The organism is Streptomyces aurantiaciflavus, assembly GCF_049808595.1.
GTDB lineage: Bacteria > Actinomycetota > Actinomycetes > Streptomycetales > Streptomycetaceae > Streptomyces.
Genome location: NZ_JBNCAQ010000008.1, coordinates 276688 through 300915 on the forward strand (window position 1 = coordinate 276688; position 24228 = coordinate 300915).

The following is a 24228-nucleotide window of genomic DNA, read 5'->3' on the forward strand; positions in this document are numbered from 1 at the left end:
GCTGGGGGGGCTGTTGCCGACCAGCCCGCCGCGGCGGGCCGCGCGCGCGGCCCGCTCGGCGCCGCGCGCGACGTCCACGAAGAAGGGGTTGCCCATGTCGAGGACGAGCAGGCCCATGATCCGGCTGCGGCCCGCGCGCAGCTGGCGCGCGGACTCGCTGCGGACGTAGCCGAGCCGGTCTATCGCGGACAGCACACGGGCACGGGTCTCGGAGGCCACCGTGTCCGGGCGGTTGATGACGTTCGACACGGTGCCCACCGACACTCCGGCGACGCGGGCGACGTCCTTGATACCCACCGACTGGGCCATCGGGCAGGGACCTCCAGGAATACGAGGGGCGGCGGGAAGGCCTTCACACTACCGTCGAGCCGCCCCGGAACAGCGGTGGTCAGGCGGGCAGGCGGAAGTTGAGGTTGCGCAGCGCCGAGGGCGTCGTGCCGCTGGACTTCTCCTGGTACATGATCGACAGGAAGTTGTCCTGGGCGATGCGCGTCTCGTCGATCACGACCTCGCCGAAGGCGTTCAGCCCGGCGCCGACGCCGTCGTACAGGATCGTCCAGTCCGTGTACCCGGAGGCCTTGGAGGCTGCGGCGATACGGCAGAACGGGAAGATGGCGTACGCGTTGTCGTACTTGTCGAGGATCAGCTTGGTGCGCTGGCTGGAGTTCAGCGGCACCGGTATCTCGGTCTTCTGCCAGGCGCCCGAGGAGTTCTTGCGGACGTGGAAGGCGCGGCCGTTGGCGGTGCGGTCGGCGACGTAGTTGGTGGTGCACTGGCCGAAGCGGCCGGGGACGTAACTGATGACGGCGTGCGGCAGGCCGGCCGAGTCGGTGAACTGGCTCTCCTGGTTCATCAGCGAGTGGTCCGGGTTGAGGGGGTCCACGACCAGGCCGGCGTCGGTGACGGCGACCTTGTCGGAGCCGCCGGTCGTGCCGACGACGGTGCCCGCGTTGTTGCGCCAGGTGCGGCCGCGGTCGTCGGAGTAGACGTAGCCGGTGTCGTGGTTGGTGATGCCGCCGCTCGAGCACATCACGGCGCCGTTCTGCTCGCGCCAGGTGAAGAAGGAGTGCAGTCGGCCGTTCCTGTCGTAGTCGATGCCGTGCAGGTACATGTTGCGGGCCGTCGAGGAGCCGTGCTCGCTGGTGTAGGTGCCGGTGGAGCTGGTCCACTCGCCAAGGTTGGTCCAGGAGGTGCCGTTGTATTCGGCGAGGGCGTTGCGGCCGTTGCCGGAGATGCCGACGCGGTAGCTCAGCTGCAGCTTGCCGTCGGGGGTGGAGACGAACTGCGGGTAGGTGAACTGCGAGGTGAGCGCGAGTCCGTCGAGGGTGGACTGCGGTGCTCCGAAGCGGCTCGTGTCCCAGCTCAGCCCGGCGGGGTTGTCCATCAGCCCGGCCACCGACTTCACATAGGTGAAGCCGTCGCTGTGGGAGTCCATGTTGAGGTGCAGCCGGCCGTCGGTCTTGGAGACGCCCATGGAGATGACGTTGTGGGAGTCGTCGTAGCGCAGCGTGTGGCCGACCTTGACGGTGGACCAGGTGCTGGAGCCGAGCACGCGGCGGCCGACGACGGCGTTGCGGTCGGCGGTGTACCAGACGGCGTACTGGTAGCCCTTGTAGGTCAGCAGCCCGTTCTTCTGGAACGCGTTGTTGTTGACCAGGCCGTCGTACGACACGAAGTAGAGGGCCTGGGTGTCGAGCGTGGTGGTGCCGGTCAGGGTGAGCGAGGGGCCGGGGTCGGCGGCGCGGGCGGTGCCCGACGCGAGGGCGGGGGTCATCACGGCTCCGGCGAGGGCGGCGCCCAGCAGCGTGCGTCTCTTCATCTCGGGGACTCCGTTGTCGAGCGAGGTGGGGAGGGGGCGAGCGGGTCTCAGGCGAGGTGGAAGACCTCGGTGAGGGGTTTCATCGCCTCGTCGGGGCGGGACCCGTCGAGGGACTCGAAGAAGGGGGCCATCTCGGCCTGCCAGCGGGCGTTGACCTCGGTGGCCTCCATGCCGGCGAGGGCGGCCTCGAAGTCCTCGGTCTCCAGGTAGCCGACGAGCAGGCCGTCGTCTCTGAGGAAGAGCGAGTAGTTGTGCCAGCCGGTGGCCGAGAGAGCTTCGAGCATCTCCGGCCACACGGCGGCGTGGCGTTCGCGGTACTCGGCGAGCCGGTCCTCTCGGACCTTGAGGAGGAAACAGACGCGCTGCATGAAGTACCGCTCCCGGACTAGAAGTTGAACTGGTCGATGTTCTTGGCGTCGAACACGGTCGGCTTGCCGAGGCTGACCACGCCGTCCTTGCCGATGGTGTAGGTGGTGCCGCCGGCCTTGAAGGTCTCGCCCTCCTTGCCGGTGATCTGGCCGGAGACCAGGGCGACGGCGGTCTGCGCGGCGAGGGCGCCGAGCTTCGCCGGGTCCCACAGCTCGAACGCGTCGACGGTGCCGTTCTTGACGTACTTGCGCATGTCGTTGGGGGTGCCGAGGCCGGTCAGCTTGACCTTGCCCTTGTACTTGGAGCCCGACAGGTACTGGGCGGCGGCCTTGATGCCGACGGTGGTCGGGGAGATGATCCCCTTCAGGTTCGGGTACTCCTGGAGCAGGCCCTGGGTCTGCTGGAAGGACTGCTGGGCGTCGTCGTTGCCGTACGCGACCTTGACCAGCTTGATGTCCTTGTACTTGGGGTCCTTGAGTTCGTCCTTCATGAACTCGATCCAGGTGTTCTGGTTGGTCGCGGTCTGCGCGGCGGACAGGATCGCGATCTCGCCCTTGTAGCCGATCTGTTCGGCGAGCAGCTGCACCTCGGTGCGGCCCAGGTCCTCGGCGGAGGCCTGCGAGACGAAGGCGTTGCGGCACTCGGGGTTGGTGTCGGAGTCGTAGGTGACGACCTTGATGTCGTTGCTCATGGCCGTCTTCAGCGCGGTGCACAGCGCGCCCGGGTCCTGCGCGGACACGGCGATCGCGTCGACCTTCTGCTGGGTGAGGGTGTTGACGTACGACACCTGCCCCGAGGTGTCGGTCGCGCTGGACGGGCCGACCTCCTTGTAGCTGGAGCCCAGCTCCTTCAGCGCGGCCTCGCCGCCCTTGTCGGAGGTGGTGAAGTAGGGGTTGTTGACCTGCTTGGGCAGGAAGCCGACGGTGAGGCCCTTCTTGGTGGCCGCGTTCGGGTCGGCCTTGCCGGCGGAGGCGGCGGCGCCCGTGCTCTCGTTCTTCACGTCCTCCTTGGTGGTGCCGCCGCAGGCGGTGGCGGCGAGGGCGAGGGAGGAGACGGCGGCGAGGGCCGCGCAGGCACGACGGAGGGATGACTTGCGCATGGCGGGTCCTTTTGACAGAGGTGAAGTGGATGCCCTTAGGGGCGCGGGGAACTGCGCGACCAGCCACAGACGGCCCGCAGAGTTCAAACGGCCTTGCTAGCGCAGCGCTTGCGCTCTGCGCCCGGCCCTCACGACGGAGACTTGACGTGCGACCCTGGGGCCGAGCACGGAGACGACGAGCAGGACGCCGGTGACGACGATCTGCGACTGGGCGGAGACGTCCTGGAGGCTCATCACGTTCTGCAGCGCGCCGAGCAGGAAGACACCGGCGATGGCCCCGCCCAGGGTCCCCTTGCCGCCGTCGAAGTCGATGCCGCCGAGCAGTACAGCGGCGATGACGGAGAGTTCGAGGCCGGTGGCGTTGTCGTAGCGGGCGCTGGCGTAGTGCAGGGCCCAGAAGATGCCGGTGAGGGAGGCCATCAGGCCGGTCACCGTGAACAGGATGAGCTTCTGCCGCTTGACCCGGATGCCGGCGAAGCGGGCGGCCTCCTCGCTGGCGCCGGTCGCGAACAGCGACCGTCCGAACGGGGTGGCGTGCAGGGCGACCACGGCGATCGCCAGCAGGACCAGGAAGGGCAGGAAGGCCTGGGGGACGAACGTGTCCCCGATGCGGCCGGCCGCGAAGTCCAGGTACTGGCTGGGGAAGTCGGTCACCGCGTCGGAGCCGAGCACGATCTGCGCGACGCCCCGGTAGGCGGCGAGGGTGCCGATGGTGACGGCGAGGGAGGGAAGCCCCAGCCGGGTCACCAGCAGGCCGTTGATCAGCCCGCACACCACGCCCAGCAGCAGGCAGATCGGGATGATCGTCTCGATGGTCATGCCCTGGTTCCACAGGGCGCCCATCACCGCGCCGGACAGACCGGCCGTGGAGGCGACCGACAGGTCGATCTCGCCGGAGACCACCAGCAGGGTCATGGGCAGGGCGATCAGCGCGATCGGCAGGGTGTTGCCGATCAGGAAGGACAGGTTCAGCGCGTTGCCGAAGCCGTCGACGAAGGAGAAGGAGAACAGCAGCAGGACGATCAGGAGGGCGCCGACGACCGTGTCCCAGCGGATCGCGCGGCTCACCAGAGATCCGGGCTCAGGCATGACGGGCGTTCCTCTTCTTCAGGGCCGACGCCACCCGCAGCGCGACCACCCGGTCCACGGCGATGGCGAGGATGAGCAGGATGCCGTTGATGGCGAGCACCCAGACGGAGCTGACACCGAGGGCGGGCAGCACACTGTTGATGGAGGTCAGCAGCAGCGCGCCGAGGGCCGCGCCGTAGACGCTGCCGGAGCCGCCGGTGAAGACCACGCCGCCGACGACGACCGCGCTGACGACGGTGAGTTCGTAGCCGTTGCCGGTGCCGGAGTCGACGTTGCCGAAGCGGGCCAGGTACATCGCTCCGGCGAGGCCTGCGAGGGCGCCGCAGAAGGTGTACGCGGCGAGGATCCGCTTGCGGACGGGGATGCCGGCGAGGCGGGCTGCCTCCGGGTTGGAGCCGAGGGCGTACAGCTCGCGGCCGCTGCCGAAGTGCTTGAGGTAGTAGGCGGTGGCGACCAGGACGGCGAGGGCGATCAGCGCCAGGTAGGGCACGGCGGAGATGCCGCCGGAGCCGAAGTCGACGAAGCCGCCGGGCAGGTCGGCCGCGGTGATCTGGCGGGAGCCGACCCAGATGGAGTCGATGCCGCGGATGATGTAGAGCGTGCCGAGGGTGACGACCAGGGCCGGCACCTGACCGAGGCTGACGAGCAGGCCGTTGAGCAGTCCGAAGCCGATGCCGAGCAGGACCGCCAGGGCGATCGCGACGGCCGGGTTGCCGCCGCCCTGGAGGTAGGTGCCGGCGGCGAAGGCGGTGATGCCGAGTGTGGAGCCGACGGACAGGTCGACGTTCCTGGTGATCACCACCAGGGACTGGCCGGTGGCGACCAGGACCAGGATCGTCGCGTTGAGCAGCAGGTCCTTGATGCCCTGCTCGGACAGGAACTCGCTGTTGCCGGCCTGGGTGACGGCGATCATCACCAGGAAGACGACCAGGATGGCGAGTTCGCGCATCTTGAAGACGCGGTCGACCAGCCGGGTGCCGCTGGACTTGGGCACCTCTGCGGCGGGGGCTTCGTTCGGGGTGATCACCGTCATGCGGCGGCCCTCCCCGTGGCTGCGGCCATCACGGTTTCCTCGGTGGCGTCGGAGCGGGGGATCTCGGCGGTGAGCCGGCCCTCGTGCATCACCAGCACGCGGTCGGCCATGCCGAGGACCTCGGGCAGGTCGGAGGAGATCATCAGGACGGCGACCCCGTCGGCGGCCAGTTCGCTGAGCAGCCGGTGCACCTCGGCCTTGGTGCCGACGTCGATGCCCCGGGTCGGTTCGTCGACGATGAGCACCTTCGGGCCGGTGGCCAGCCACTTGGCGAGGACGACCTTCTGCTGGTTGCCGCCGGAGAGCGTGTTGACGGTGTCGGCGATCCGGGCGTACTTCACCTGGAGCTTGACCGCCCAGTCGAGGGAGCGGCTGCGTTCGGCGCCGCGGTCCATCAGGCCGGCCTTCACGGTCGTACGCAGCCCGGTGAGGCCGATGTTGCGCTCGATGGACATGTCCATCACCAGGCCCTGGGCGCGCCGGTCCTCGGGGACCAGGGCGAGGCCCGCGGCCATCGCGGTGGAGGGCGCGCCGTTGACCAGCTTGCGTCCGTCGACCTCGACCTCGCCGGCGTCCCAGCGGTCGATGCCGAAGACCGCGCGGGCGACCTCGGTGCGGCCGGCGCCGACGAGTCCGGCGAGGCCGACGATCTCGCCCCGGCGGACCTCGAAGGAGACGTCGGTGAAGACGCCCTCGCGGGTCAGCCGGCGGACGCTGAGGGCGACCTCGCCCGGCTCGACGTCCTGCTTCGGGTACAGCTCGTCGAGGTCGCGGCCGACCATACGGCGGACCAGGTCGTCCTCGGTCATGCCGTCGAGCGGTTCGCTGGCGATCCAGGCGCCGTCGCGCAGGGTCGTCACCCGCTGGCAGATCTCGAAGATCTCCTCCAGACGGTGCGAGATGAAGAGGACGGCCGCGCCCTGTTCGCGCAGGGTGCGGACGACGGTGAAGAGGCGGGCGACCTCGCTGCCGGTGAGGGCCGCGGTGGGCTCGTCCATGATCAGGACCCGCGCGTCGAAGGAGAGCGCCTTGGCGATCTCCACGATCTGCTGGTCGGCGATCGACAGACCGCTCGCCGGGCGGTCGGGGTCGAGGTCGACACCGAGGCGCTGCATCAGGGCGGCGGTCGCGTTGTGGGTGGCCTTGTGGTCGATGCGGCCGAGGGCCCGCCGGGGCTGGCGGCCCATGAAGATGTTCTCGGCGATCGACAGGTCCGGGAAGAGCGTGGGCTCCTGGTAGATGACGGCGATGCCGGCGTCACGTGCGTCGCCGGGGCCGTGGAAGACGACGGGCTCACCGTCGAGCAGTACCTGGCCGGCGTCCGGTCGGTGTACCCCGGCGAGCGTCTTGATCAGGGTCGACTTGCCCGCGCCGTTCTCACCGGCGAGGGCGTGCACCTCTCCGGGGAACAGCTCCAGGGAGACGCCCCGCAGGGCGCGTACGGCGCCGAAGGACTTGGCGACGTCCCTGAGCGCCAGCACCGGGGGCGGTCCCGCGTCGGACGGGTGGGTCATGGGTGGCTCCTCGACGACGTCGGCGCACTGTCCCCGTCCGGGGGTGTCACGACGTCGTGAAAGGTTTCAACTGGATGGCCGGGACGTTAGGCATGGCGGCCATGTGACGTCAATGGCTACGGCTCGAAAAGTTTTCGATAGCCGAAGGTCACGCGCCGGTCACGGAGAACAGTCCTGGACAGAGGGCTTGACACACCCCCGGCGGCCTCATAGCTTCCCGTTCTGAATCGTTTCATAGCGAGCTTGTCCAAAGCTCGTCCTCAGCTCGTCCGAAGCTCGTCCGGAGCGGTCCGGACCGATGTCACAGGAGCCCGAAGTGACCGACCTCGCCGCGGTGAAAGCCGCGCTGAAGACACAGGCCGTCGAGACGCCGTCATGGGCGTACGGGAACTCGGGGACCCGCTTCAAGGTGTTCGCCCAGCAGGGTGTTCCGCGCACCCCGCAGGAGAAGCTGGACGACGCGGCGAAGGTGCACGAGTTCACGGGCGTGGCGCCGACGGTGGCCCTGCACATCCCCTGGGACAAGGTGGAGGACTACTCCGCACTTGCGAAACATGCCGAGGACCGGGGGGTGAAGCTGGGGGCGATCAACTCCAACACCTTCCAGGACGACGACTACAAGCTGGGCAGCATCTGTCATCCGGACGCGGCGGTGCGGCGCAAGGCCGTCGACCATCTGCTCGAGTGCGTCGACATCATGGACGCGACGGGCTCGACGGATCTGAAGCTGTGGTTCGCCGACGGGACGAACTATCCCGGTCAGGACGACATCCGTGGGCGGCAGGACCGGCTGGCCGAGGGTCTGGCGGAGGTGTACGAGCGGCTCGGTGACGGGCAGCGGATGCTGCTGGAGTACAAGTTCTTCGAGCCGGCCTTCTACACGACGGACGTGCCGGACTGGGGCACGGCCTACGCGCACTGCCTGAAGCTCGGGCCGAAGGCGCAGGTCGTGGTGGACACCGGGCACCACGCGCCCGGTACCAACATCGAGTTCATCGTCGCCACCCTGCTGCGGGAGGGGAAGCTCGGCGGGTTCGACTTCAACTCGCGCTTCTACGCCGACGACGACCTGATGGTGGGAGCGGCGGATCCGTTCCAGCTGTTCCGGATCATGTACGAGGTCGTGCGCGGGGGTGGGTTCACCTCCGAGGTGGCGTTCATGCTCGATCAGTGCCACAACATCGAGGCGAAGATCCCGGCGATCATCCGCTCCGTGATGAACGTGCAGGAAGCGACGGCGAAGGCGCTGCTCGTCGATCCGTCGGCGTTGGCCGCCGCGCAGGCCTCCGGTGACGTGCTGGAGGCGAACGCCGTGCTGATGGACGCGTACAACACGGATGTGCGGCCGCTTCTTCGTGAGGTGCGGGAGGAGATGGGGTTGGACCCCGAGCCCATCGCCGCGTACCGGCGGTCGGGATGGGCCGAGAAGATCGTCGCCGAGCGAGTCGGTGGGGAGCAGGCGGGGTGGGGGGCGTAAGCCTCTGCCGGGATCTGTGATGCGCGGGCTGCGGGCCGGTGGTGGCCGACCGCGCCCACGCGGCGCAGCCGCACATCGATACAGCCCCGCGCCCCCGGGGAAATGCACTCACCCTCTTTCACGTAAGGACTGAAGGTTCATGGCACCGCACCCCGAAGCCGCTGCGCTTCTCGCCCGGTCGCACCGTCTCGGCGCTGACCCCCGTAACACCAACTACGCCGGCGGCAACGCGTCCGCCAAGGGCACCGAGACCGATCCCGTCACCGGTGGTGATGTGGAGCTGATGTGGGTGAAGGGGTCCGGTGGGGACCTCGGGACGCTCACCGAGGCGGGGCTGGCCGTGCTGCGGCTGGACCGGCTGCGGGGGCTCGTCGACGTCTATCCCGGAGTCGAGCGCGAGGACGAGATGGTCGCCGCGTTCGACTACTGCCTGCACGGCAAGGGCGGGGCGGCTCCGTCCATCGACACCGCCATGCACGGGCTCGTCGACGCCGCCCATGTCGATCATCTGCACCCGGACTCGGGGATCGCGCTCGCCTGCGCGGCCGACGGGGAGAAGCTGACCGCCGAGTGCTTCGGGGACACGGTCGCCTGGGTGCCCTGGCGGCGGCCCGGGTTCCAGCTGGGGCTGGACATCGCCGCGATCAAGGAGGCCAACCCGCAGGCGATCGGAGTGGTCCTGGGCGGGCACGGCATCACGGCCTGGGGCGCCACCGCCGAGGAGTGCGAGCGGAACTCGCTGCACATCATCCGGACCGCCGAGGCGTTCCTGGAGGAGCGCGGCAAGGCCGAGCCCTTCGGGCCCGTCATCGAGGGGTACGAGCCACTGCCCGAGGCCGAGCGCCGGGAGCGGGCGGCGGCCCTCGCGCCGTACGTGCGCGCCCTCGCCTCCCAGGACAAGCCGCAGGTCGGGCACTTCACCGACTCCGAGGTCGTCCTCGACTTCGTGGCGCGGGCCGAGCATCCCCGGCTGGCCGCGCTCGGCACGTCGTGCCCCGATCACTTCCTGCGGACCAAGGTGCGGCCGCTCGTCCTCGACCTGCCGCCGGCCGCGCCGCTGGAGGAGGCCGTCGCCCGGCTGAAGGAGCTGCACGTCGAGTACCGCGAGGAGTACGCCGCCTACTACCGGCGGCACGCCCTGCCCGACTCCCCCGCGATGCGCGGCGCGGACCCGGCGATCGTGCTCGTGCCGGGCGTGGGCATGTTCTCCTTCGGCAAGGACAAGCAGACGGCGCGGGTGGCCGGCGAGTTCTACGTCAACGCGATCAACGTGATGCGGGGCGCCGAGGCGGTGTCGTCGTACGCGCCGATCGAGGAGTCGGAGAAGTTCCGGATCGAGTACTGGGCGCTGGAGGAGGCCAAGCTTCAGCGGATGCCGAAGCCCAAGGCGCTGGCCACGCGGGTGGCGCTGGTGACGGGCGCCGGCAGTGGGATCGGGAAGGCGATCGCGCATCGGCTGGCGGCGGAGGGGGCGTGTGTCGTCGTCGCCGATCTCGACGCGGAGAACGCGCGGGCTGTCGCGGAGGAGCTCGGCGGGGCCGACAAGGCCGTGGCCGTGACCGTCGACGTGACGTCCGAGGAGCAGATCGCCGACGCCTTCAAGCGGGCCGTGCTCGCCTTCGGCGGGGTGGACCTGGTGGTCAACAACGCGGGGATCTCCATCTCCAAGCCGCTGCTGGAGACCTCGGCGAAGGACTGGGACCTCCAGCACGACATCATGGCCCGCGGGTCGTTCCTCGTGTCGCGGGAGGCGGCCCGGGTGATGATCGCGCAGGAGCTGGGCGGGGACATCGTCTACATCGCCTCGAAGAACGCCGTGTTCGCCGGACCGAACAACATCGCCTACTCCGCGACCAAGGCCGACCAGGCCCACCAGGTGCGGCTGCTGGCCGCCGAGCTGGGTGAGCACGGCATTCGGGTCAACGGCGTCAACCCGGACGGCGTGGTGCGCGGGTCGGGCATCTTCGCCGGTGGCTGGGGTGCGCAGCGGGCGGCCGTGTACGGGGTGGAGGAGGAGAAGCTGGGCGAGTTCTACGCGCAGCGGACCATCCTGAAGCGGGAGGTGCTGCCGGAGCACGTCGCCAATGCCGTGTTCGCGCTGACCGGTGGGGACCTCACCCACACCACCGGGCTGCACGTCCCGGTCGACGCCGGCGTCGCGGCCGCCTTCCTGCGGTGACGGCCGTGAAGTCGTACGCAGCGGTCGACCTCGGCGCCTCCAGCGGGCGGGTGATGGTCGGCCGGATGACCCCGGACTCGCTGGAGCTGACCGAGGCGCACCGCTTCCCCAACCGGCCCGTGCGGGTTCCGGAGGGGCTGCGCTGGGACGTGCTCGGGCTGTACGCGGGGGTGCTGGACGGGCTGAGGGCCGCCGGCCAGGTCGATTCCGTCGGCATCGACAGCTGGGCCGTGGACTACGGTCTGCTGGACGCCGACGGGGCCCTGCTCGGCAACCCGGTGCACTACCGCGACACCCGCACGGAGGGCGTCGCGGAGAAGGTGTGGGCGACCGTGCCGGCCGCCGAGCTGTACGCGGCGACCGGGCTGCAGTACGCCCCCTTCAACACCCTCTACCAGTTGACGGCGGCCGCGTCCTCGGCCCAATTCGCGCATGCTCGGCGCCTGTTGCTCGTCCCCGACCTGCTCACCTACTGGCTGACCGGCGAGCAGGGCACCGAGCTGACCAACGCCTCGACGACCCAGCTCATCGATCCCCGGACGCGTGACTGGTCGTACGACGTCGCCGCCCGGCTGGGCATCGACCTGAGCCTGTTCGCGCCGCTGCGGCAGCCGGGGGATCCGGCGGGGGTGCTGCGGGCGGAGGTGCTGGAGGACACAGGGCTGGCCGGGCCGGTGCCGGTGACGGCCGTCGGCTCGCACGACACCGCGTCCGCGGTGGCCGCCGTGCCGGCGACGGGTGAGCGGTTCGCCTACATCTGCACCGGCACCTGGTCGCTGGCCGGTCTGGAGCTGGACGCGCCCGTGCTGACGGAGGCGAGCCGCGCCGCCAACTTCACCAACGAACTGGGGCTGGACGGCACGGTCCGCTATCTGCGCAACATCATGGGCCTGTGGCTGCTCCAGGAGTGCGTACGGGCCTGGGGCGACCCGGATCTGGGGGCGCTGCTGCGGGAGGCGGCCGTGGTGCCGGCGCTGCGGTCGGTGGTGGACGCGGGGGACGCCGCGTTCCTGGCGCCGGGCCGGATGCCGGAGCGGATCGCCGAGGCGTGCCGGGCGGCGGGGCAGCCGGTGCCCCGGACGCGGGGCGAGATCACGCGCTGCATCCTCGATTCGCTGGCCCTCGCCCACCGGCGAGCCGTCGCGGACGCCCAGCGGCTGGCCGACCACCCCGTCGACGTCGTGCACATCGTCGGGGGCGGCACCCGCAACGCGCTGCTCTGCCAGCTCACCGCCGACGCCTGCGGTCTGCCGGTGGTGGCCGGTCCGACGGAGGCGGCCGCCCTCGGCAACGTCCTCGTCCAGGCACGGGCGCACGGCCTGGTCGGCGACCGCCACGCCATGCGCCGGCTGCTCGCCCGTACCCAGCCCCTGACCCGGTACGAGCCGCAGGGCGGCACCGACCGCTGGCTCGAGGCGGAGGCCCGGCTCGCCTCGCGGTGAGCCGGGGACTCCCCCGGTCCCGAATGCCGGACTACCTCCCCCACTACGCTGAACGCGTGTGGGTGGGGCCCCCAGCACTCATCCGATGATCAACCCCGAGGAGCCGCGATGCGTGTCGCACTGTTCCTGACCTGTGTCAACGACACGCTGTATCCGGACACCGGCCGTGCCGTGGTGAAACTGCTGACCAGGCTGGGTGTCGAGGTGGACTTCCCGATGGCCCAGACCTGCTGCGGACAGGCCCACTACAACACCGGCTACCGCCATGAGGCCGAGCCACTGGCCCGGCATTTCTCCGATGTCTTCGGGGAGTACGAGGCGATCGTGACGCCCTCGGGGTCGTGCGGGGCGATGGTGCGGGAGCTGTATCCGCGGATGGGCGAGCGGGCTCGGGCCGAGGGGCGCGGCGACACGCTGGCGGCGACGTTGGCGCCGGTGGTGCCGAAGACGTACGAGCTGACCGAGTTCCTGGTGGACGTGCTGGGGGTGACGGACGTCGGGGCGTACTACCCGCACACGGTGACCTACCACCCGACCTGTCACGGGCTGCGCGGGCTCGGGCTCGGCGAGCGGCCCCGGCGGCTCCTCCAGGCGGTCAAGGGGCTGGAGCTGGTGGAGCTGCCGGGCGCGGAGGAGTGCTGCGGTTTCGGCGGCACCTTCGCGCTGAAGAACTCCGACGTCTCGGCGGCGATGGGCGCCGACAAGGTGCGCAACGCCGAGTCGACCGGCGCGGAGGTGCTGTGCGCGGCCGACAACTCCTGTCTCATGCACATCGGCGGCACGATGACCCGGCTCCGGTCGGGCATGCGGCCGGTGCACATCGCGGAGATCCTGGCGAGCACGGAGGAGGAGCCGGCGGTATGAGCGGCACGTTCGTAGGAATGCCGGCCTTCCCCGAGGCCGCGCGCGAAGCGGTCGGCGACCGGACCCTGCGCGGCAATCTGCGCCACGCCACGCACACCATCCGCGCCAAGCGGGCGAAGGCCGTGACCGAGATGTCCGACTGGCCCGCGCTGCGGGAGGCGGGCAAGCAGATCAAGGACCACACGCTGCGCCACCTGGACCGCTATCTGGTGCAGTTGGAGGAGTCCGTCACGGCGGCGGGGGGCATCGTCCACTGGGCCGCCGACGCCGACGAGGCCAACCGGATCGTCGCCCGGCTGGTCAAGGACACCGGCGAGTCGGAGGTCGTCAAGGTCAAGTCGATGGCCACGCAGGAGATCGGACTCAACGAGGCCCTCGAAGCCGAGGGCATCCGGGCCTACGAGACCGACCTGGCCGAGCTGATCGTGCAGTTGGGCCGCGACCGTCCCTCGCACATCCTGGTTCCGGCGATCCACCGCAACCGCGGTGAGATCCGGGACATCTTCGCGCGCGAGATGAGCGAGTGGGGCCGCCCCGCCCCCGAGGGCCTCACCGACACGCCCGCCGAACTCGCCGAGGCGGCCCGCCTGCACCTGCGGGAGAAGTTCCTGGCGGCGAAGGTCGGGATCTCGGGCGCCAACTTCATGGTCGCCGAGACCGGCACCCTCGTGGTCGTCGAGTCGGAGGGCAACGGGCGTATGTGCCTCACCCTGCCCGAGACGCTGATCTCCGTGGTCGGCATCGAGAAGATCGTGCCGACCTGGCGGGACCTGGAGGTGTTCCTGCAGACCCTCCCCCGGTCCTCCACGGCCGAGCGCATGAACCCGTACACGTCCATGTGGACCGGCACGAGCGACGGGGACGGCCCGAAGACCTTCCACCTGGTCCTCCTGGACAACGGCCGCACCGACACCCTCGCCGACGAGGTCGGCCGCCAGGCCCTGCGCTGCATCCGCTGCTCGGCCTGCCTCAACGTCTGCCCGGTGTACGAACGCGCCGGCGGGCACGCCTACGGCTCGGTCTACCCGGGCCCGATCGGCGCCATCCTGAGCCCCCAACTCCGGGGCACGGCAAGCGAGATCGACGCCTCCCTGCCGTACGCCTCGTCGCTGTGCGGTGCCTGCTACGAGGTGTGTCCGGTCGCCATCGACATCCCCGAGGTGCTGGTGCATCTGCGCGAGCGGGTCGTCGAGGGCGGTGCGGTGACGCGGGAGGGCAACAGGGTGGTGCTGAAGCCGGCCAAGGGGCACGCGGCCGAGCGGGCGGCGATGCGGGCCGCCCGCTGGGCCTTCGCCCGGCCCGGCGCCCTGCGCGCGGGACAGCGGCTGGCGTCGCGTACCCGTCGGCTGCATCCGCGGACGCTGCCCGGTCCCGGGAAGGCGTGGAGTGGTTCCCGGGATCTGCCGGCGGTGCCCGCCGAGCCGTTCCGGGACTGGTGGCAGCGTACGCAGGGCGGGAACACCGGCAAGAGGGGTGCGAAGTGAGCAGCAGGGAACGGATCCTGGGCCGGGTGCGGCGCGCGCTGGCGGACGTACCGCGGGACGACACTCCCCCAGTGCCTGAACAGCCTGGGCGGGACTCCCGGTACGAGCAGGCGGTGTCGCGTGCGTATGCGCGGGAGCACGGCAGCCGGAGTGTCGCGGAGACGGTGGATCTGCTGGCGGAGAACCTGGCGGACTACCGGGCGATCGTGCATCGCTGCACGGCGGACGATCTGGCCGCGACGATCGCCGGGATGCTGGCGGCGCGGGGCTCGAGGACGGTGCTGGTACCGCCGGGCCTGAAGCCGCAGTGGCTCACGGCGGCCGACGTCGAGCAGGTCCCGGACCTGGCCGACAGCACGCCGCACGAGCTGGACCGCGTCGACAGCGTGGTCACGGCGTGCGCGCTGGCCATCGCCGAGACCGGCACGATCGTCCTGGACGGCTCTCCCGACCAGGGCCGCCGCCGCATCACCCTCGTCCCCGACCACCACGTCTGCGTAGTACGCGTTCCCGACCAGGTCGTCTCCTCGGTCCCGCAGGCTCTCGAACGCCTCGACCCGGCGCGCCCGTCGACCTGGATCTCCGGGCCGTCGGCGACCAGCGACATCGAACTGGACCGGGTGGAGGGGGTGCACGGGCCGCGCACGCTGGAGGTGGTCCTGGTCGGCTGACCGGCCGCGCTCACAAGTCGCGGCGCTCCAGGGGTTGTTGGGCCGGACCTTGGACGATCCGGCCCTCGACGTCGAAGCGGGAGCCGTGGCACGGGCATTCCCAGGCGCGTTCGGCGCGGTTGAACGCGACCAGACAGCCCATGTGCGTACAGCGCGCGGAGAGGGCGTGGAGTTGGCCTGCCTCGTCACGGTGGACGGCGCACCGCTCCCCGGAGACACGGACGACCGCGCCGTCGCCGGGGGCGATCTCGTCCACCGAGGGGCCGCTCGTCGTCGGCAGGCGGTCGCCGACGAAGTGGCGGGCCACGTCGGCCTGGTGCTTGAGGAAGGCCGCGCCCTCACGGACGACGGACGCGATGCGGCGGGGGTCGTAGAGGTCGCTCCAGGGGCAGTCGCGGCCGGTGATGCGCTCGCTGAGCAGACGGCCGGCCATGATGCCGCCGGCCATGCCCCAGCCGCCGAAGCCGGTGGCCACGTAGGTGTTCCTGCTGCCGGGGTGGAGCGGGCCGACGAGCGGGACGGAGTCGGTGGAGTCGTTGTCCTGGGTGGCCCAGCGGTGGGTGAGGGTGAGCTCGCCGAAGCGGTCGGTCGCCCAGCCGGCGAGCCGCTCGAAACGTTCCTCGACGTCCCCGCCGGTGCCCGGGGTGAAGTGCTCGCCGGTCACGACGAGCAGGCGGCGGCCGTCGTCCAGGGGCGCCGTGCGCACCGAGCGGGTGTTCTGCTCCTGGGTGATGTACATGTCGCGCGGAGCCCTGGCGACGTCGATCGGCGCGGCCACCACCAGTTCGCGGCGCGGGGAGAGGCGGGTGAAGAGCAGGGCGCGGTCGAAGACGGGGTAGTGGGTGGCGACGACCACGTGATGGGCGGTGACCTTCGTCGCGGAGGCCGGGGACTCGACGGTCAGTTCGCACGCATCGCCCTCGTGGAGGCCGGTGACGCGGCTGTGCTCGTGGATGGTGCCGCCGAGCCGCCGGATGCCGTCGGCGACGGCCAGGAGGTACTTGCGGGGGTGGAACTGGGCCTGGTCGGCGACCCGGACCGCGCCCGCGACGGGGAACGGCAGCTCCGTCTCGGTCACGTACTCGGCGGGCAGCCCCGCCGCCCGCGCGGCCTCCGCCTCGGCCTTCAGCTGGTCGGTGCGGGCAGGGTCCTCGGCGTAGGTGTAGGCGGCGGTGTCCTCCCACTCGCAGTCGACGCCCAGTTCCCCGGCGGTCTGCGCCGCGTGACGGATGGCGTCCATCTGCGAGCGGGCGTACAGCCGGGCGCCCTCCGGGCCACGGGTGCGGCGCAGGTGGTCGTAGACGAGGGTGTGCTGGGCGCTCAGCTTGGCCGTGGTGTGGCCGGTGACGCCGGCCGCGATCCGGTGCGCCTCCAGCACGGCGACCTTGCGGCCCCGGCGGGCCAGCTCCCAGGCCGTGCTGAGCCCCGCGATGCCCGCGCCGACGACGGCGACGTCGACGTGGAGCGGACCCTCCAGAGGGGGCGCGGGGTCGCCGGGAGGGGCTGTGTCCAGCCAGTAGGACCCGTGGATGTCCGCCTGCTCGTCCATGGGGGCCGAGTTCCCGGGAGGGACCCGGTCACACGGCCCCGGGTCGGTCAGGAGTAGACGATGGGGCAGCCGTACCGCAGCGAGTACTGGGCCGCGCGCAGGTACAGCGCCACGTAGAAGGCGGTGTCGAGGTCCTCGCTCCAGGGTCCCGGCCCGGCGGCGGCGGCCTTGCCCGCCTCGCCGTCCAGGAACCACGCGGTCAGTTCGAGGTTGCCGCCCGTCGCCGGTATCGCGTCGAGGGGCAAGCCGAGGATCGCGGCCAGGCGCTCGGCGAGGGCGAGGACCTGGGGGGCGCCGGCGATCACCGTCTCGTCCCAGTAGGCCGAGTCGACGGGCAGCAGAACGCGCTCCGCCAGGGAGAGCGGTACCAGGACGGTCCATCCGAAGAGGGTGTCCCGCTCGGCCTCGGTCAGATGCGCCTCGCAGAACGCCGCGAATCCCTGCATCGGGGGGCTGACCTTCTCCTCGAACCAGCCGCCGGCGCCCGGCCCGGGCACGGTCTCGTAGGGCGGCAGACCGCGCCGTCCCAACTCCTCGTTGAGGCCCGCGGCCACGTCCGCGTGGCCGCCCTCGTCCCGACCGAACCATTCCCGCTCGGCGACGCTCACCAGATAGACACCCATGAGCGCAACGTAGCGGGCGGCACTGACAACGCCTCCGGAATCCGGTGACAAGTGTGCTGAACAAGCGCTTAGATAGGAGGTCGAGCCCGATGCACCGCGCGCGGTCCGACACCGCCCGACCTCCGGAGGCCCCGTTGTTCACATCCGTCGACGACGTCTCCGCCCGTCTCGCCGAGACCGGCTATCTCGCCTCCCCCGCCGTCGCCACCACCGTCTTCCTCGCCGACCGGCTCGGCAAGCCGCTCCTCGTGGAGGGCCCGGCCGGGGTCGGCAAGACCGAACTCGCCAAGGCCGTCGCCGCGGTGGCGGGGGCCCGGCTGGTCCGCCTGCAGTGCTACGAGGGCGTCGACGAGTCCCGTGCGCTGTACGAGTGGAACCACGCCAAGCAGTTGCTCCGCATCAGCGCGGGCCGCGACGAGACGTGGGACGAGACGCGGACGGACATCTTCAGCGAGGAGTTCCTCCTCCCGCGCCCGCTGCTGACCGCGATCCGCGGCGACGAGCCGACGGTGCTGCTGATCGACGAGACCGACAAGGCCGACGTCGAGGTGGAGGGCCTGCTCCTCGAAGTCCTCAGCGACTTCCAGGTGACCGTCCCGGAGCTGGGCACCATCACCGCGACCCGCCGCCCCTTCGTGGTCCTGACCTCGAACGCGAGCCGTGAGCTGTCGGAGGCGCTGCGCCGCCGCTGTCTCTTCCTCCACATCGGCTTTCCCGACGAGGAGCTGGAGCGCCGGATCGTCCGGCTGAAGGTGCCCGGCATCGACGCGGCGCTGGCCGAGTCGGTGGTCCGGGTGGTCGGCGCGCTGCGCGCGATGGACCTGCGCAAGGTGCCCTCCGTCGCGGAGACCGTCGACTGGGCGCGCACGCTGCTCGCCCTGGGCGCCGGCACGCTCGACGAGACGCTCGTCCGCGACACGCTGGGCGTGATCCTCAAGCATCAGGACGACGTGCAGAAGGCGGCGGCGAAGCTCGACCTGGACGCCGTATGACGGCCCCGGCGGACGCGACCGCACGGCTCACCGGCTTCGTCGCCGCGCTGCGCGCGCACGGCGTCCGCATCGGCACCGGGGAGACGGTGGACGCGGCCGAGGCGGCGGCGGCGCTGGGGTTCGCGGACCGGGTGCTGCTGCGCGAGGGGCTCGCCGCGACACTGCTGCACACGACGGGCCAACGGCGCCTGTTCGACACCGTCTTCGACCTGTACTTCCCCCGCGGCGTCGGCGGGCCGGAGGGCGAGGCCGGCGACCGGGACGACCTGCGGGACCGGCTGGCCGACGCCCTCGCCGCGGGCGACGAGACGCTGCTGGCCCGGTTGGCCGTCGAGGCGGTCGACGGGCTGGGCGGATACGGGAGTTCACCGGGCTCGGACGGCTGGTCGTCGTACCAGACGCTCGAACGGCTGCGTCCGCAGACGCTGTTGGCGCGTGTGCGGGACGAGATCCGGCGGCAGGGCGGGGGCGACGGGTTCGCCGGGCGGCTGCTGGAGGACGAGATCCGGCGGCGTGTCGAGGCCTTCCGGGCGCTGGTGGCCGCCGAGGCGCGGCGGCGGGTGGCGGAGCGGCGCGGGCGGGACGAGATCGCCCGGCGGGCGGTGGCGCCGACCGCCGACCGGGTCGACTTCCTGTACGCGGGCAAGGACCGGCTGGCCGAACTGCGGCGGACCGTACAGCCGTTGGCACGCAAGCTGGCCACCCGGCTGGCCGCGCGACGGCGCCGGGCCTCGCGGGGCACGATCGACCTGCGGCGCACGCTGCGCGGCTCGCTGTCGACGGGCGGGGTGCCGATGCGGCCGGTGCTGCGCCGCCGTCGCCCGGCCCGGCCCGAACTGGTGCTGCTGTGCGATGTGTCGGGCTCGGTCTCGGGCTTCTCCGACTTCACGATGCTGCTGGTGCAGGCGCTGCACGACCAGTTCAGCAAGGTGCGCGTCTTCGCCTTCGTCAACCGGGTCGACGAGGTGACCGGACTGCTCCGGCACGGCACGGCCGACCCCGAGGGGCTCGGCGCCCGCATCCAGGCGGAGGCGAGGCTGACGGGCTACCACGGCAGCAGTGACTACGGCATCGCCCTGGGCGAGTTCGCGGAGCGGTACGGCGCGGCCGTGGGCCCGCGCACGACGGTCTTCGTGCTGGGGGACGCCCGGACGAACATGAGCGACCCGAACCTGCCGGCCGTGCGGCAGATCGCCGAACAGGCCCGTCACGTCCACTGGCTGAACCCCGAGCCGCGCCCGCAGTGGGGCACGGGTGACTCGGCCGCACTCGAGTACGCCGAGCTGGTGGCGATGCACGAATGCCGCAACGCCCGCCAACTCGGCGCCCTGATCGGCCGTCTGCTCCCTGTCTGACCAGTCCTGTCAGGCCAGGCCTGTCTCCTGCGGGCCCGACCTGTCTACTCCTCCTCGGCCTTCGCGTAGTCCTTGGCCATCGATCCCGCGAAGTCGTACAGCACACACTGCTCGTCGCCCACGACCCAGGCGTCGTGTCCGGGCGACACCACGAAGACGTCACCGGGGCCCACTTCGGTCTCGCCGCCCTCGTCCATGGCGACGTGCAGACGCCCGCTGACCACGTAGCCGGTGTGGTGGATCTGGCAGGTGTCGGTTCCCGCGAGCGGCGCCACCGACTCCGTCCAGCGCCAACCGGGCTCGAACGTCGCCACGGCGAAGTCGAGCCCCGTCATGTGGACGGCCTCGAGGTGACCGCGCGGGAAATCGCGTCGCTCGTCCGGCTTGTCGAGCGTCTTCACTTCCAGCATGACGCTCCTCCCTTCCGGCCGTGCCCCCACCACGGCCGGGGCCCGTCTCCCCGGCGGCCCTGGACGTCACCGGTGGGGCCGAGCCCCACACCTCCATCGTCCGCCCGCACCTCAGGGGCCGCCATTCGGGTGAACCGGGCCGCCTCAGGCACCACCGGCGCAGAGTCGCGCGAACCGGTCCGCGTCGATGTTGCCGCCGGACACGATCACACCGACGCGGCGCGGCAGGGCGCCGGCCCGGCCGGTGAGCAGCGCGGCCAGCGGGGTCGCGCCGCTCGGTTCGACGACGATCTTCAGGCGTTCGAAGGCGAACCGCATGGCCGCGCGGATCTCGTCGTCGGAGACCAGGGCGATGGCGTCGACGAGCCGCCGGTTCACCGAGAAGGTCAGTTCACCGGGCGTGTGCAGGGCCTGGCCGTCGGCGATCGTGTGCGGCACGGGGATGCTGACCCGCCGGCCCGCCTCCAGCGACCGCCTGGTGTCGTCCCCGGCCTCCGGCTCCACGCCGACGATCCGGATACCCTCGTACAGCCCCTTCGCGACCGTCGCGCTGCCGGCGATCAGCCCGCCCCCGCCGACCGGCGCCAGCAGGGCACCCAACTCGCCCACTTCCTCAAGGAGTTCGAGTGCGGCGGTGCCCTGTCCCGCCATGACGTGCGGGTGCTCGTAGGGCGGGATCAGGGTCAGGCCCCGCTCGGCGGCCAGGGTCTCGGCGACGGCCACCCGGTCGCCGCCGTAGCGGTCGTACGTCACGATCTCGGCGCCGTACGCCTCGGTCGCCTCCCGCTTGGAGCGCGGGGCGTCCTCGGGCATGACGATCACGGCGGTGGTGCCGAGTTCGCGGGCGGCGAGGGCGACGGCCTGGGCGTGGTTGCCGGAGGAGTAGGCGGCGACGCCCCGTTCGAGCTGCCCGGGGGTCAGCCGGGAGGCCGCGTTGTAGGCGCCGCGGAACTTGAAGGCGCCGACCCGCTGGAAGTTCTCGCACTTCAGCAGGACCTCGGCTCCGACGAGCGCGTCGAGGGTGCGGGAGCGGAGGACGGGCGTGCGGTGGGCGACGCCCTTGAGGCGGGCGGCCGCGTCGCGGACGTCGTCGAGGGTGATCGGCGGGGGTGTGGTCGTCACGGGTGCGCTCCCTCAGAGGTGTCGTGGGTGCGGGCCGCCCTCGCCTGGGACAGGTAGCTGTACGCGGAGGCCCGGGAGATGCCGAGGCGGGCGGCGACCTGCTCGATCGCGCGGCGCACCGCGAACACGCCGCGTTCGTCCAGGCCGCGGAAGAGCTCCAGGCGTCGGGTCCGGTCGAGTGCGGCCCAGGTCTGGTCCAGATGACTGTCGAGGAGGGCGTCGACGACGGAGTCGATGTCGTCGCCGAAGGTGGTCACCGGCGCCTCCCCGGGCGGTCCGCCGGTCCCGGCGAGCGCGGCGAGCAGGCTGTGGACCCGGTCGACCTCGGTGACGTCGACGTTGACGCACAGGGCGCCGAACACCGCGCCCGTGGAGTCGCGCAGCACCATCGTCGACGACTTCACCAGCCGGCCGGCGCCGGTGCGGGTGACGTAGTTCAGCTCGTCGGCGGCCTCGTCGCCGCGAGCGAGGACGCGCATGCCGATCTCGCTCATCGCCCCGCCGACCGTCCGCCCGGTCACCGACCCGGCGACGGCGACCACGGACCTCTCCGGCCGCCGGTAGTCGTGCAGCACCGCCTCGCACACCGGCCCGAACGTCGCCGCGATCCCGTCGACGACGGGCGCGAGCGCCCGCAGGATCGCGTCTCGCTCCGCCTCCCGGGGGTCCTCGACCGCCATCCACCCTCCCGTACCGCTCCCGACCGATTCAGCGCCGCCGGCTCGGCTCCCTCGACTCGACCGCGCCGGAGCCGGTCTCCGACGGATCGATTAGACCACAGATCCAAGACTTGGACGAGAAATCCAGAACAGTGGTCCGTCGCCGCCTTCCCGTCCCGCCTTCAGGGGAAGCGTCGATCAAGGGGTGGCATCCCCAATTGCCGTTTCCCTAGGATGGGTTGCCGACCGCGCCGGTCCGCGGCACGGCCCGGAACTGGGGGATGAGATGCAGCCCGGCAATCAGCTGTCCACGAAGATCGATGCCACGGTTCCCACGGCCGCGCGCATGTACGACCACTACCTGGGCGGCAAGGACAACTACGCGGCGGACCGCGCGGCCTGCGAGGAGCTCGACAAGGTCGTCCCGAGCACCCGCGCCCTCGCCCTGAACAACCGCCGCTTCCTGCAGCGGGTCGTGAGGACCCTGGCGCAGGAGTACGGCATCCGGCAGTTCCTGGACCACGGGTCAGGTCTGCCCACGCAGGACAACGTGCACCAGGTCGCCCAGCGCGTCGACCCGAGCGCACACGTCGTCTACGTCGACAACGACCCGATGGTGCTCGTCCACGGCCGGGCCCTGCTGGAGCAGGACGAGCGCACCACCGTCATCCACGCCGACATGCGCGAGACCGAGGCGATCTTCACCCACCCGGACACCGAGCGTCTGATCGACTTCTCGCAGCCGGTGGCGGTGCTGTTCAACTCGGTCTTCCACTGCATCCCGGACAGCGAGACCGACGGCCCGCTCGCGGTGGTCCGCCGGGTCTCCGAGCGCCTCGTTCCGGGCAGCTACCTGGTGATGTGCCAGCTGGTCAGCGACGACCCGAAGGTGCGGGAGTTCGTCACGAACTTCATGGACCAGGCCACCCAGGGACACTGGGGCCGGGTGCGCGAGGAGAAGGACGTCGCCGAGTGGTTCGAGGGCCTGGAGGTCCTCGAACCGGGGCTGGTGGAGGTCTCCACGTGGCGCCCGGACAGCGAGGTGACGCCGCGTCAGCTCACCCAGGAGTGGATCGAGTTCGGCGGCGTGGGCCGCCTGCGCTGACCGGCTCGTGGAGTCAGGAGGCGGGGTAGCGCCGGTCCCTCGTCTCCTTCAGCAGGGCGAGGGAGGCACGCGGGTCGAGCGCCTCGTCGGCCAGCCGGTCCAGCGTGATCCTGTACTCCTCCGTCTCGTCCCGGCCCTCCAGGAAGGTGGCGCTCCTGATCTGCTCGAGATAGACGACATCGGGCAGATCGGAGCCGCCGAACCGCAGGTAGGTCACGGGAATGGCCGGCGCGGAGGCGTGCGTCACGTCCAGCGGCACGATCTGGACGGTGACATGGGGCCGTTGGGCCATCCGCACGAGGTGGTCGAGTTGCTCCCGCATCACCTCGCGGCCGCCCAGGACGCGCAGCAGCACCGACTCGTCGAGGACGGCCCACACCTGCGGCGCGTCGGGCCGGTCGAGCAGCTCACGGCGCCGCGTCCGCAGCTCCACCCGGCGCTCGACCTCCCGGTCCGACGCCGTCGGCAGTCCGCGCTCCACGACGGCGCGGGTGTAGGCGGGGATCTGCAACAGGCCCGGCACGTACTGGATCTCGAAGGTACGGATCGCCGTGGCCGCCTCCTGCAGTCCCACCAGCCGGTCGAACCACTCGGGCATCAGCCGCTTGTCGTACCGCTGCCACCAGCCCGGCTCCCCGGCGCGCCGCAGCAACTGCAGCAGCACGGACGCCTCGTACTCGTCGGTCCGGTACAGCTCCAGGAGCGCGCGCACGTCCGCCTCGACGGGTGGGCGGCGTCCCTTGCCCGCCTCGATCCGCGACAGCTTCGCCGGGCTGAACCCGAGGGCACGCGCGGCCTGCTCCTGGGAGAACCCGGCGTCCTCCCGGATGCCCGCCAACTGCACACCGACCAGCATTTTCAGCAAGGTCGGGGCGGGCTCGGCCCGGTTCAGATACGGTTCGAGGCGGGAGACGCGAGGTGACTCGGCAGACATCCTGACTCCCCCTTGGCCGACAGACGACAGACCGCATTATCGCACCCGAAGGCCTCCGACCCTACGGACCACGGGAATCGAACCCGCCCCCGCCCCCGCCCGAGGTGATCCACGGCCTCTACAGCAGGTGGTCGAACTCCCCGCCCTTCGCCCCGGCGAGGAACGCGGCCACCTCGGCCGGCGTGTAGACCAGGGCCGGGCCGTCGGGGTCACGGGAGTTGCGCATCGCGATCCCTCCCCCGTCCAGGACGGCCACCTCGACGCAGTTGCCCTCGGCGTTGCTGTGGCTGCTCTTGATCCAGCGGACGCCCAGCGCGCTCGCCCGCACTCCGTTCGGCACTGACGACACTGCACTCTCCTCGCTCGTACGCGCAATTTCCCGTGAAATTGCACGAGGACATCGTCAGCGTGGATAATAACGGTGTCGTCAACCGCACTT

The 24228-nt window shown here is 71.2% G+C and carries 23 protein-coding genes; 9 read left to right on the forward strand and 14 right to left on the reverse strand.

What is annotated here, in order from left to right; all coding sequences use genetic code 11:
- The 7 genes from ACPT94_RS11975 to ACPT94_RS12005 all read right to left on the reverse strand — a co-directional run.
- The coding region (locus ACPT94_RS11975; protein WP_425245795.1) for a LacI family DNA-binding transcriptional regulator at positions 1–309 on the reverse strand (309 nt) is incomplete at its 3' end.
- A 79-nt stretch (positions 310–388) separates the two neighbouring features.
- Positions 389–1819, reverse strand: coding sequence for a BNR repeat-containing protein (locus ACPT94_RS11980; RefSeq protein ID WP_360337078.1), 1431 nt, complete (start codon positions 1817–1819; stop codon positions 389–391).
- Between the two features lie 47 nt (positions 1820–1866).
- On the reverse strand, positions 1867–2187 hold the full coding sequence (locus ACPT94_RS11985; protein ID WP_360337080.1) for an L-rhamnose mutarotase: 321 nt from the start codon (positions 2185–2187) through the stop codon (positions 1867–1869).
- A 17-nt stretch (positions 2188–2204) separates the two neighbouring features.
- Positions 2205–3287 (reverse strand): rhamnose ABC transporter substrate-binding protein, encoded by a 1083-nt coding sequence (gene rhaS, locus ACPT94_RS11990; RefSeq protein ID WP_360337082.1) that lies wholly within the window; start codon positions 3285–3287, stop codon positions 2205–2207.
- Positions 3288–3383: 96 nt separating this feature from the next.
- Positions 3384–4376, reverse strand: a complete 993-nt coding sequence (locus ACPT94_RS11995) for an ABC transporter permease (protein ID WP_360337084.1) — start codon at positions 4374–4376, stop codon at positions 3384–3386.
- A complete protein-coding gene (locus tag ACPT94_RS12000; protein ID WP_360337086.1) occupies positions 4369–5409 on the reverse strand; it encodes an ABC transporter permease in 1041 nt (346 codons plus the stop codon). The genes ACPT94_RS11995 and ACPT94_RS12000 overlap by 8 nt, the downstream gene beginning before the upstream one ends.
- Complete coding sequence (locus ACPT94_RS12005; protein WP_360337088.1) at positions 5406–6923, reverse strand: sugar ABC transporter ATP-binding protein; 1518 nt, start codon at positions 6921–6923, stop codon at positions 5406–5408. The genes ACPT94_RS12000 and ACPT94_RS12005 overlap by 4 nt, the downstream gene beginning before the upstream one ends.
- Before the next feature lie 316 nt (positions 6924–7239).
- Between ACPT94_RS12005 and rhaI the strand changes: the two genes are divergently transcribed.
- The 6 genes from rhaI to ACPT94_RS12035 all read left to right on the forward strand — a co-directional run bounded on the left by rhaI (position 7240) and on the right by ACPT94_RS12035 (position 15040).
- On the forward strand, positions 7240–8400 hold the full coding sequence (gene rhaI, locus ACPT94_RS12010) for an L-rhamnose isomerase (protein WP_360337090.1): 1161 nt from the start codon (positions 7240–7242) through the stop codon (positions 8398–8400).
- A 139-nt stretch (positions 8401–8539) separates the two neighbouring features.
- Positions 8540–10579: a bifunctional aldolase/short-chain dehydrogenase gene (locus ACPT94_RS12015; protein ID WP_360337092.1), complete on the forward strand. Its 2040-nt coding sequence runs from the start codon at positions 8540–8542 to the stop codon at positions 10577–10579.
- Positions 10580–10584: 5 nt separating this feature from the next.
- Entirely contained in the window at positions 10585–12021 is a 1437-nt protein-coding gene (locus tag ACPT94_RS12020; RefSeq protein ID WP_360337094.1) for a rhamnulokinase, read from the forward strand.
- A 108-nt stretch (positions 12022–12129) separates the two neighbouring features.
- Positions 12130–12885 (forward strand): (Fe-S)-binding protein, encoded by a 756-nt coding sequence (locus tag ACPT94_RS12025; protein WP_360337096.1) that lies wholly within the window; start codon positions 12130–12132, stop codon positions 12883–12885.
- Positions 12882–14369, forward strand: coding sequence for a LutB/LldF family L-lactate oxidation iron-sulfur protein (locus ACPT94_RS12030; protein ID WP_360337097.1), 1488 nt, complete (start codon positions 12882–12884; stop codon positions 14367–14369). Before ACPT94_RS12025 ends, ACPT94_RS12030 begins: the two co-directional genes overlap by 4 nt.
- A complete protein-coding gene (locus tag ACPT94_RS12035) occupies positions 14366–15040 on the forward strand; it encodes a LutC/YkgG family protein (protein ID WP_360337099.1) in 675 nt (224 codons plus the stop codon). Before ACPT94_RS12030 ends, ACPT94_RS12035 begins: the two co-directional genes overlap by 4 nt.
- Positions 15041–15050: 10 nt before the next feature.
- Here ACPT94_RS12035 and ACPT94_RS12040 read toward each other — a convergent pair whose 3' ends face one another.
- Together ACPT94_RS12040 and ACPT94_RS12045 are read right to left on the reverse strand one after the other, a co-directional pair.
- Complete coding sequence (locus tag ACPT94_RS12040; protein ID WP_360337101.1) at positions 15051–16589, reverse strand: FAD-dependent oxidoreductase; 1539 nt, start codon at positions 16587–16589, stop codon at positions 15051–15053.
- Between the two features lie 47 nt (positions 16590–16636).
- Entirely contained in the window at positions 16637–17212 is a 576-nt protein-coding gene (locus ACPT94_RS12045; RefSeq protein ID WP_425245796.1) for a hypothetical protein, read from the reverse strand.
- Between the two features lie 134 nt (positions 17213–17346).
- On the opposite strand from ACPT94_RS12045, the gene ACPT94_RS12050 reads away from it, so the two are divergent.
- Positions 17347–18204, forward strand: coding sequence for an AAA family ATPase (locus ACPT94_RS12050; protein ID WP_360337105.1), 858 nt, complete (start codon positions 17347–17349; stop codon positions 18202–18204).
- Positions 18201–19559, forward strand: a complete 1359-nt coding sequence (locus ACPT94_RS12055) for a vWA domain-containing protein (RefSeq protein WP_425245797.1) — start codon at positions 18201–18203, stop codon at positions 19557–19559. The genes ACPT94_RS12050 and ACPT94_RS12055 overlap by 4 nt, the downstream gene beginning before the upstream one ends.
- Before the next feature lie 44 nt (positions 19560–19603).
- Here ACPT94_RS12055 and ACPT94_RS12060 read toward each other — a convergent pair whose 3' ends face one another.
- The 3 genes from ACPT94_RS12060 to ACPT94_RS12070 all read right to left on the reverse strand — a co-directional run bounded on the left by ACPT94_RS12060 (position 19604) and on the right by ACPT94_RS12070 (position 21771).
- Positions 19604–19969, reverse strand: coding sequence for a cupin domain-containing protein (locus ACPT94_RS12060; protein WP_360337109.1), 366 nt, complete (start codon positions 19967–19969; stop codon positions 19604–19606).
- Between the two features lie 144 nt (positions 19970–20113).
- On the reverse strand, positions 20114–21091 hold the full coding sequence (locus ACPT94_RS12065; RefSeq protein WP_360337111.1) for a pyridoxal-phosphate dependent enzyme: 978 nt from the start codon (positions 21089–21091) through the stop codon (positions 20114–20116).
- Positions 21088–21771, reverse strand: coding sequence for a helix-turn-helix transcriptional regulator (locus tag ACPT94_RS12070; RefSeq protein WP_360337113.1), 684 nt, complete (start codon positions 21769–21771; stop codon positions 21088–21090). The genes ACPT94_RS12065 and ACPT94_RS12070 overlap by 4 nt, the downstream gene beginning before the upstream one ends.
- A gap of 265 nt (positions 21772–22036) precedes the next feature.
- Between ACPT94_RS12070 and ACPT94_RS12075 the strand changes: the two genes are divergently transcribed.
- A complete protein-coding gene (locus ACPT94_RS12075) occupies positions 22037–22855 on the forward strand; it encodes an SAM-dependent methyltransferase (RefSeq protein WP_360337115.1) in 819 nt (272 codons plus the stop codon).
- A 13-nt stretch (positions 22856–22868) separates the two neighbouring features.
- On the opposite strand, the gene ACPT94_RS12080 is transcribed toward ACPT94_RS12075, so the two are convergent.
- Both ACPT94_RS12080 and ACPT94_RS12085 read right to left on the reverse strand, forming a co-directional pair.
- Positions 22869–23789 (reverse strand): helix-turn-helix domain-containing protein, encoded by a 921-nt coding sequence (locus ACPT94_RS12080; RefSeq protein WP_360337117.1) that lies wholly within the window; start codon positions 23787–23789, stop codon positions 22869–22871.
- A gap of 118 nt (positions 23790–23907) precedes the next feature.
- Positions 23908–24138, reverse strand: coding sequence for a DUF397 domain-containing protein (locus tag ACPT94_RS12085; protein WP_189940560.1), 231 nt, complete (start codon positions 24136–24138; stop codon positions 23908–23910).
- Positions 24139–24228 lie beyond the last annotated feature (90 nt).

Bases quoted from the DNA above. Each gene is read 5' to 3' on its own strand.
- ACPT94_RS11985 (WP_360337080.1), bottom strand. From the start codon at position 2,187: ATGCAGCGCGTCTGTTTCCTCCTCAAGGTCCGAGAGGACCGGCTCGCC.
- ACPT94_RS12000 (WP_360337086.1), bottom strand. From the start codon at position 5,409: ATGACGGTGATCACCCCGAACGAAGCCCCCGCCGCAGAGGTGCCCAAG.
- ACPT94_RS12030 (WP_360337097.1), top strand. From the start codon at position 12,882: ATGAGCGGCACGTTCGTAGGAATGCCGGCCTTCCCCGAGGCCGCGCGC.
- ACPT94_RS12015 (WP_360337092.1), top strand. From the start codon at position 8,540: ATGGCACCGCACCCCGAAGCCGCTGCGCTTCTCGCCCGGTCGCACCGT.
- ACPT94_RS12025 (WP_360337096.1), top strand. From the start codon at position 12,130: ATGCGTGTCGCACTGTTCCTGACCTGTGTCAACGACACGCTGTATCCG.
- rhaS (WP_360337082.1), bottom strand. From the start codon at position 3,287: ATGCGCAAGTCATCCCTCCGTCGTGCCTGCGCGGCCCTCGCCGCCGTC.
- ACPT94_RS12040 (WP_360337101.1), bottom strand. From the start codon at position 16,589: ATGGACGAGCAGGCGGACATCCACGGGTCCTACTGGCTGGACACAGCC.
- ACPT94_RS12060 (WP_360337109.1), bottom strand. From the start codon at position 19,969: ATGCTGGAAGTGAAGACGCTCGACAAGCCGGACGAGCGACGCGATTTC.
- ACPT94_RS12080 (WP_360337117.1), bottom strand. From the start codon at position 23,789: ATGTCTGCCGAGTCACCTCGCGTCTCCCGCCTCGAACCGTATCTGAAC.
- ACPT94_RS12070 (WP_360337113.1), bottom strand. From the start codon at position 21,771: ATGGCGGTCGAGGACCCCCGGGAGGCGGAGCGAGACGCGATCCTGCGG.
- ACPT94_RS12045 (WP_425245796.1), bottom strand. From the start codon at position 17,212: ATGGGTGTCTATCTGGTGAGCGTCGCCGAGCGGGAATGGTTCGGTCGG.
- ACPT94_RS12075 (WP_360337115.1), top strand. From the start codon at position 22,037: ATGCAGCCCGGCAATCAGCTGTCCACGAAGATCGATGCCACGGTTCCC.
- ACPT94_RS11995 (WP_360337084.1), bottom strand. From the start codon at position 4,376: ATGCCTGAGCCCGGATCTCTGGTGAGCCGCGCGATCCGCTGGGACACG.
- ACPT94_RS12005 (WP_360337088.1), bottom strand. From the start codon at position 6,923: ATGACCCACCCGTCCGACGCGGGACCGCCCCCGGTGCTGGCGCTCAGG.
- ACPT94_RS12055 (WP_425245797.1), top strand. From the start codon at position 18,201: ATGACGGCCCCGGCGGACGCGACCGCACGGCTCACCGGCTTCGTCGCC.
- ACPT94_RS11980 (WP_360337078.1), bottom strand. From the start codon at position 1,819: ATGAAGAGACGCACGCTGCTGGGCGCCGCCCTCGCCGGAGCCGTGATG.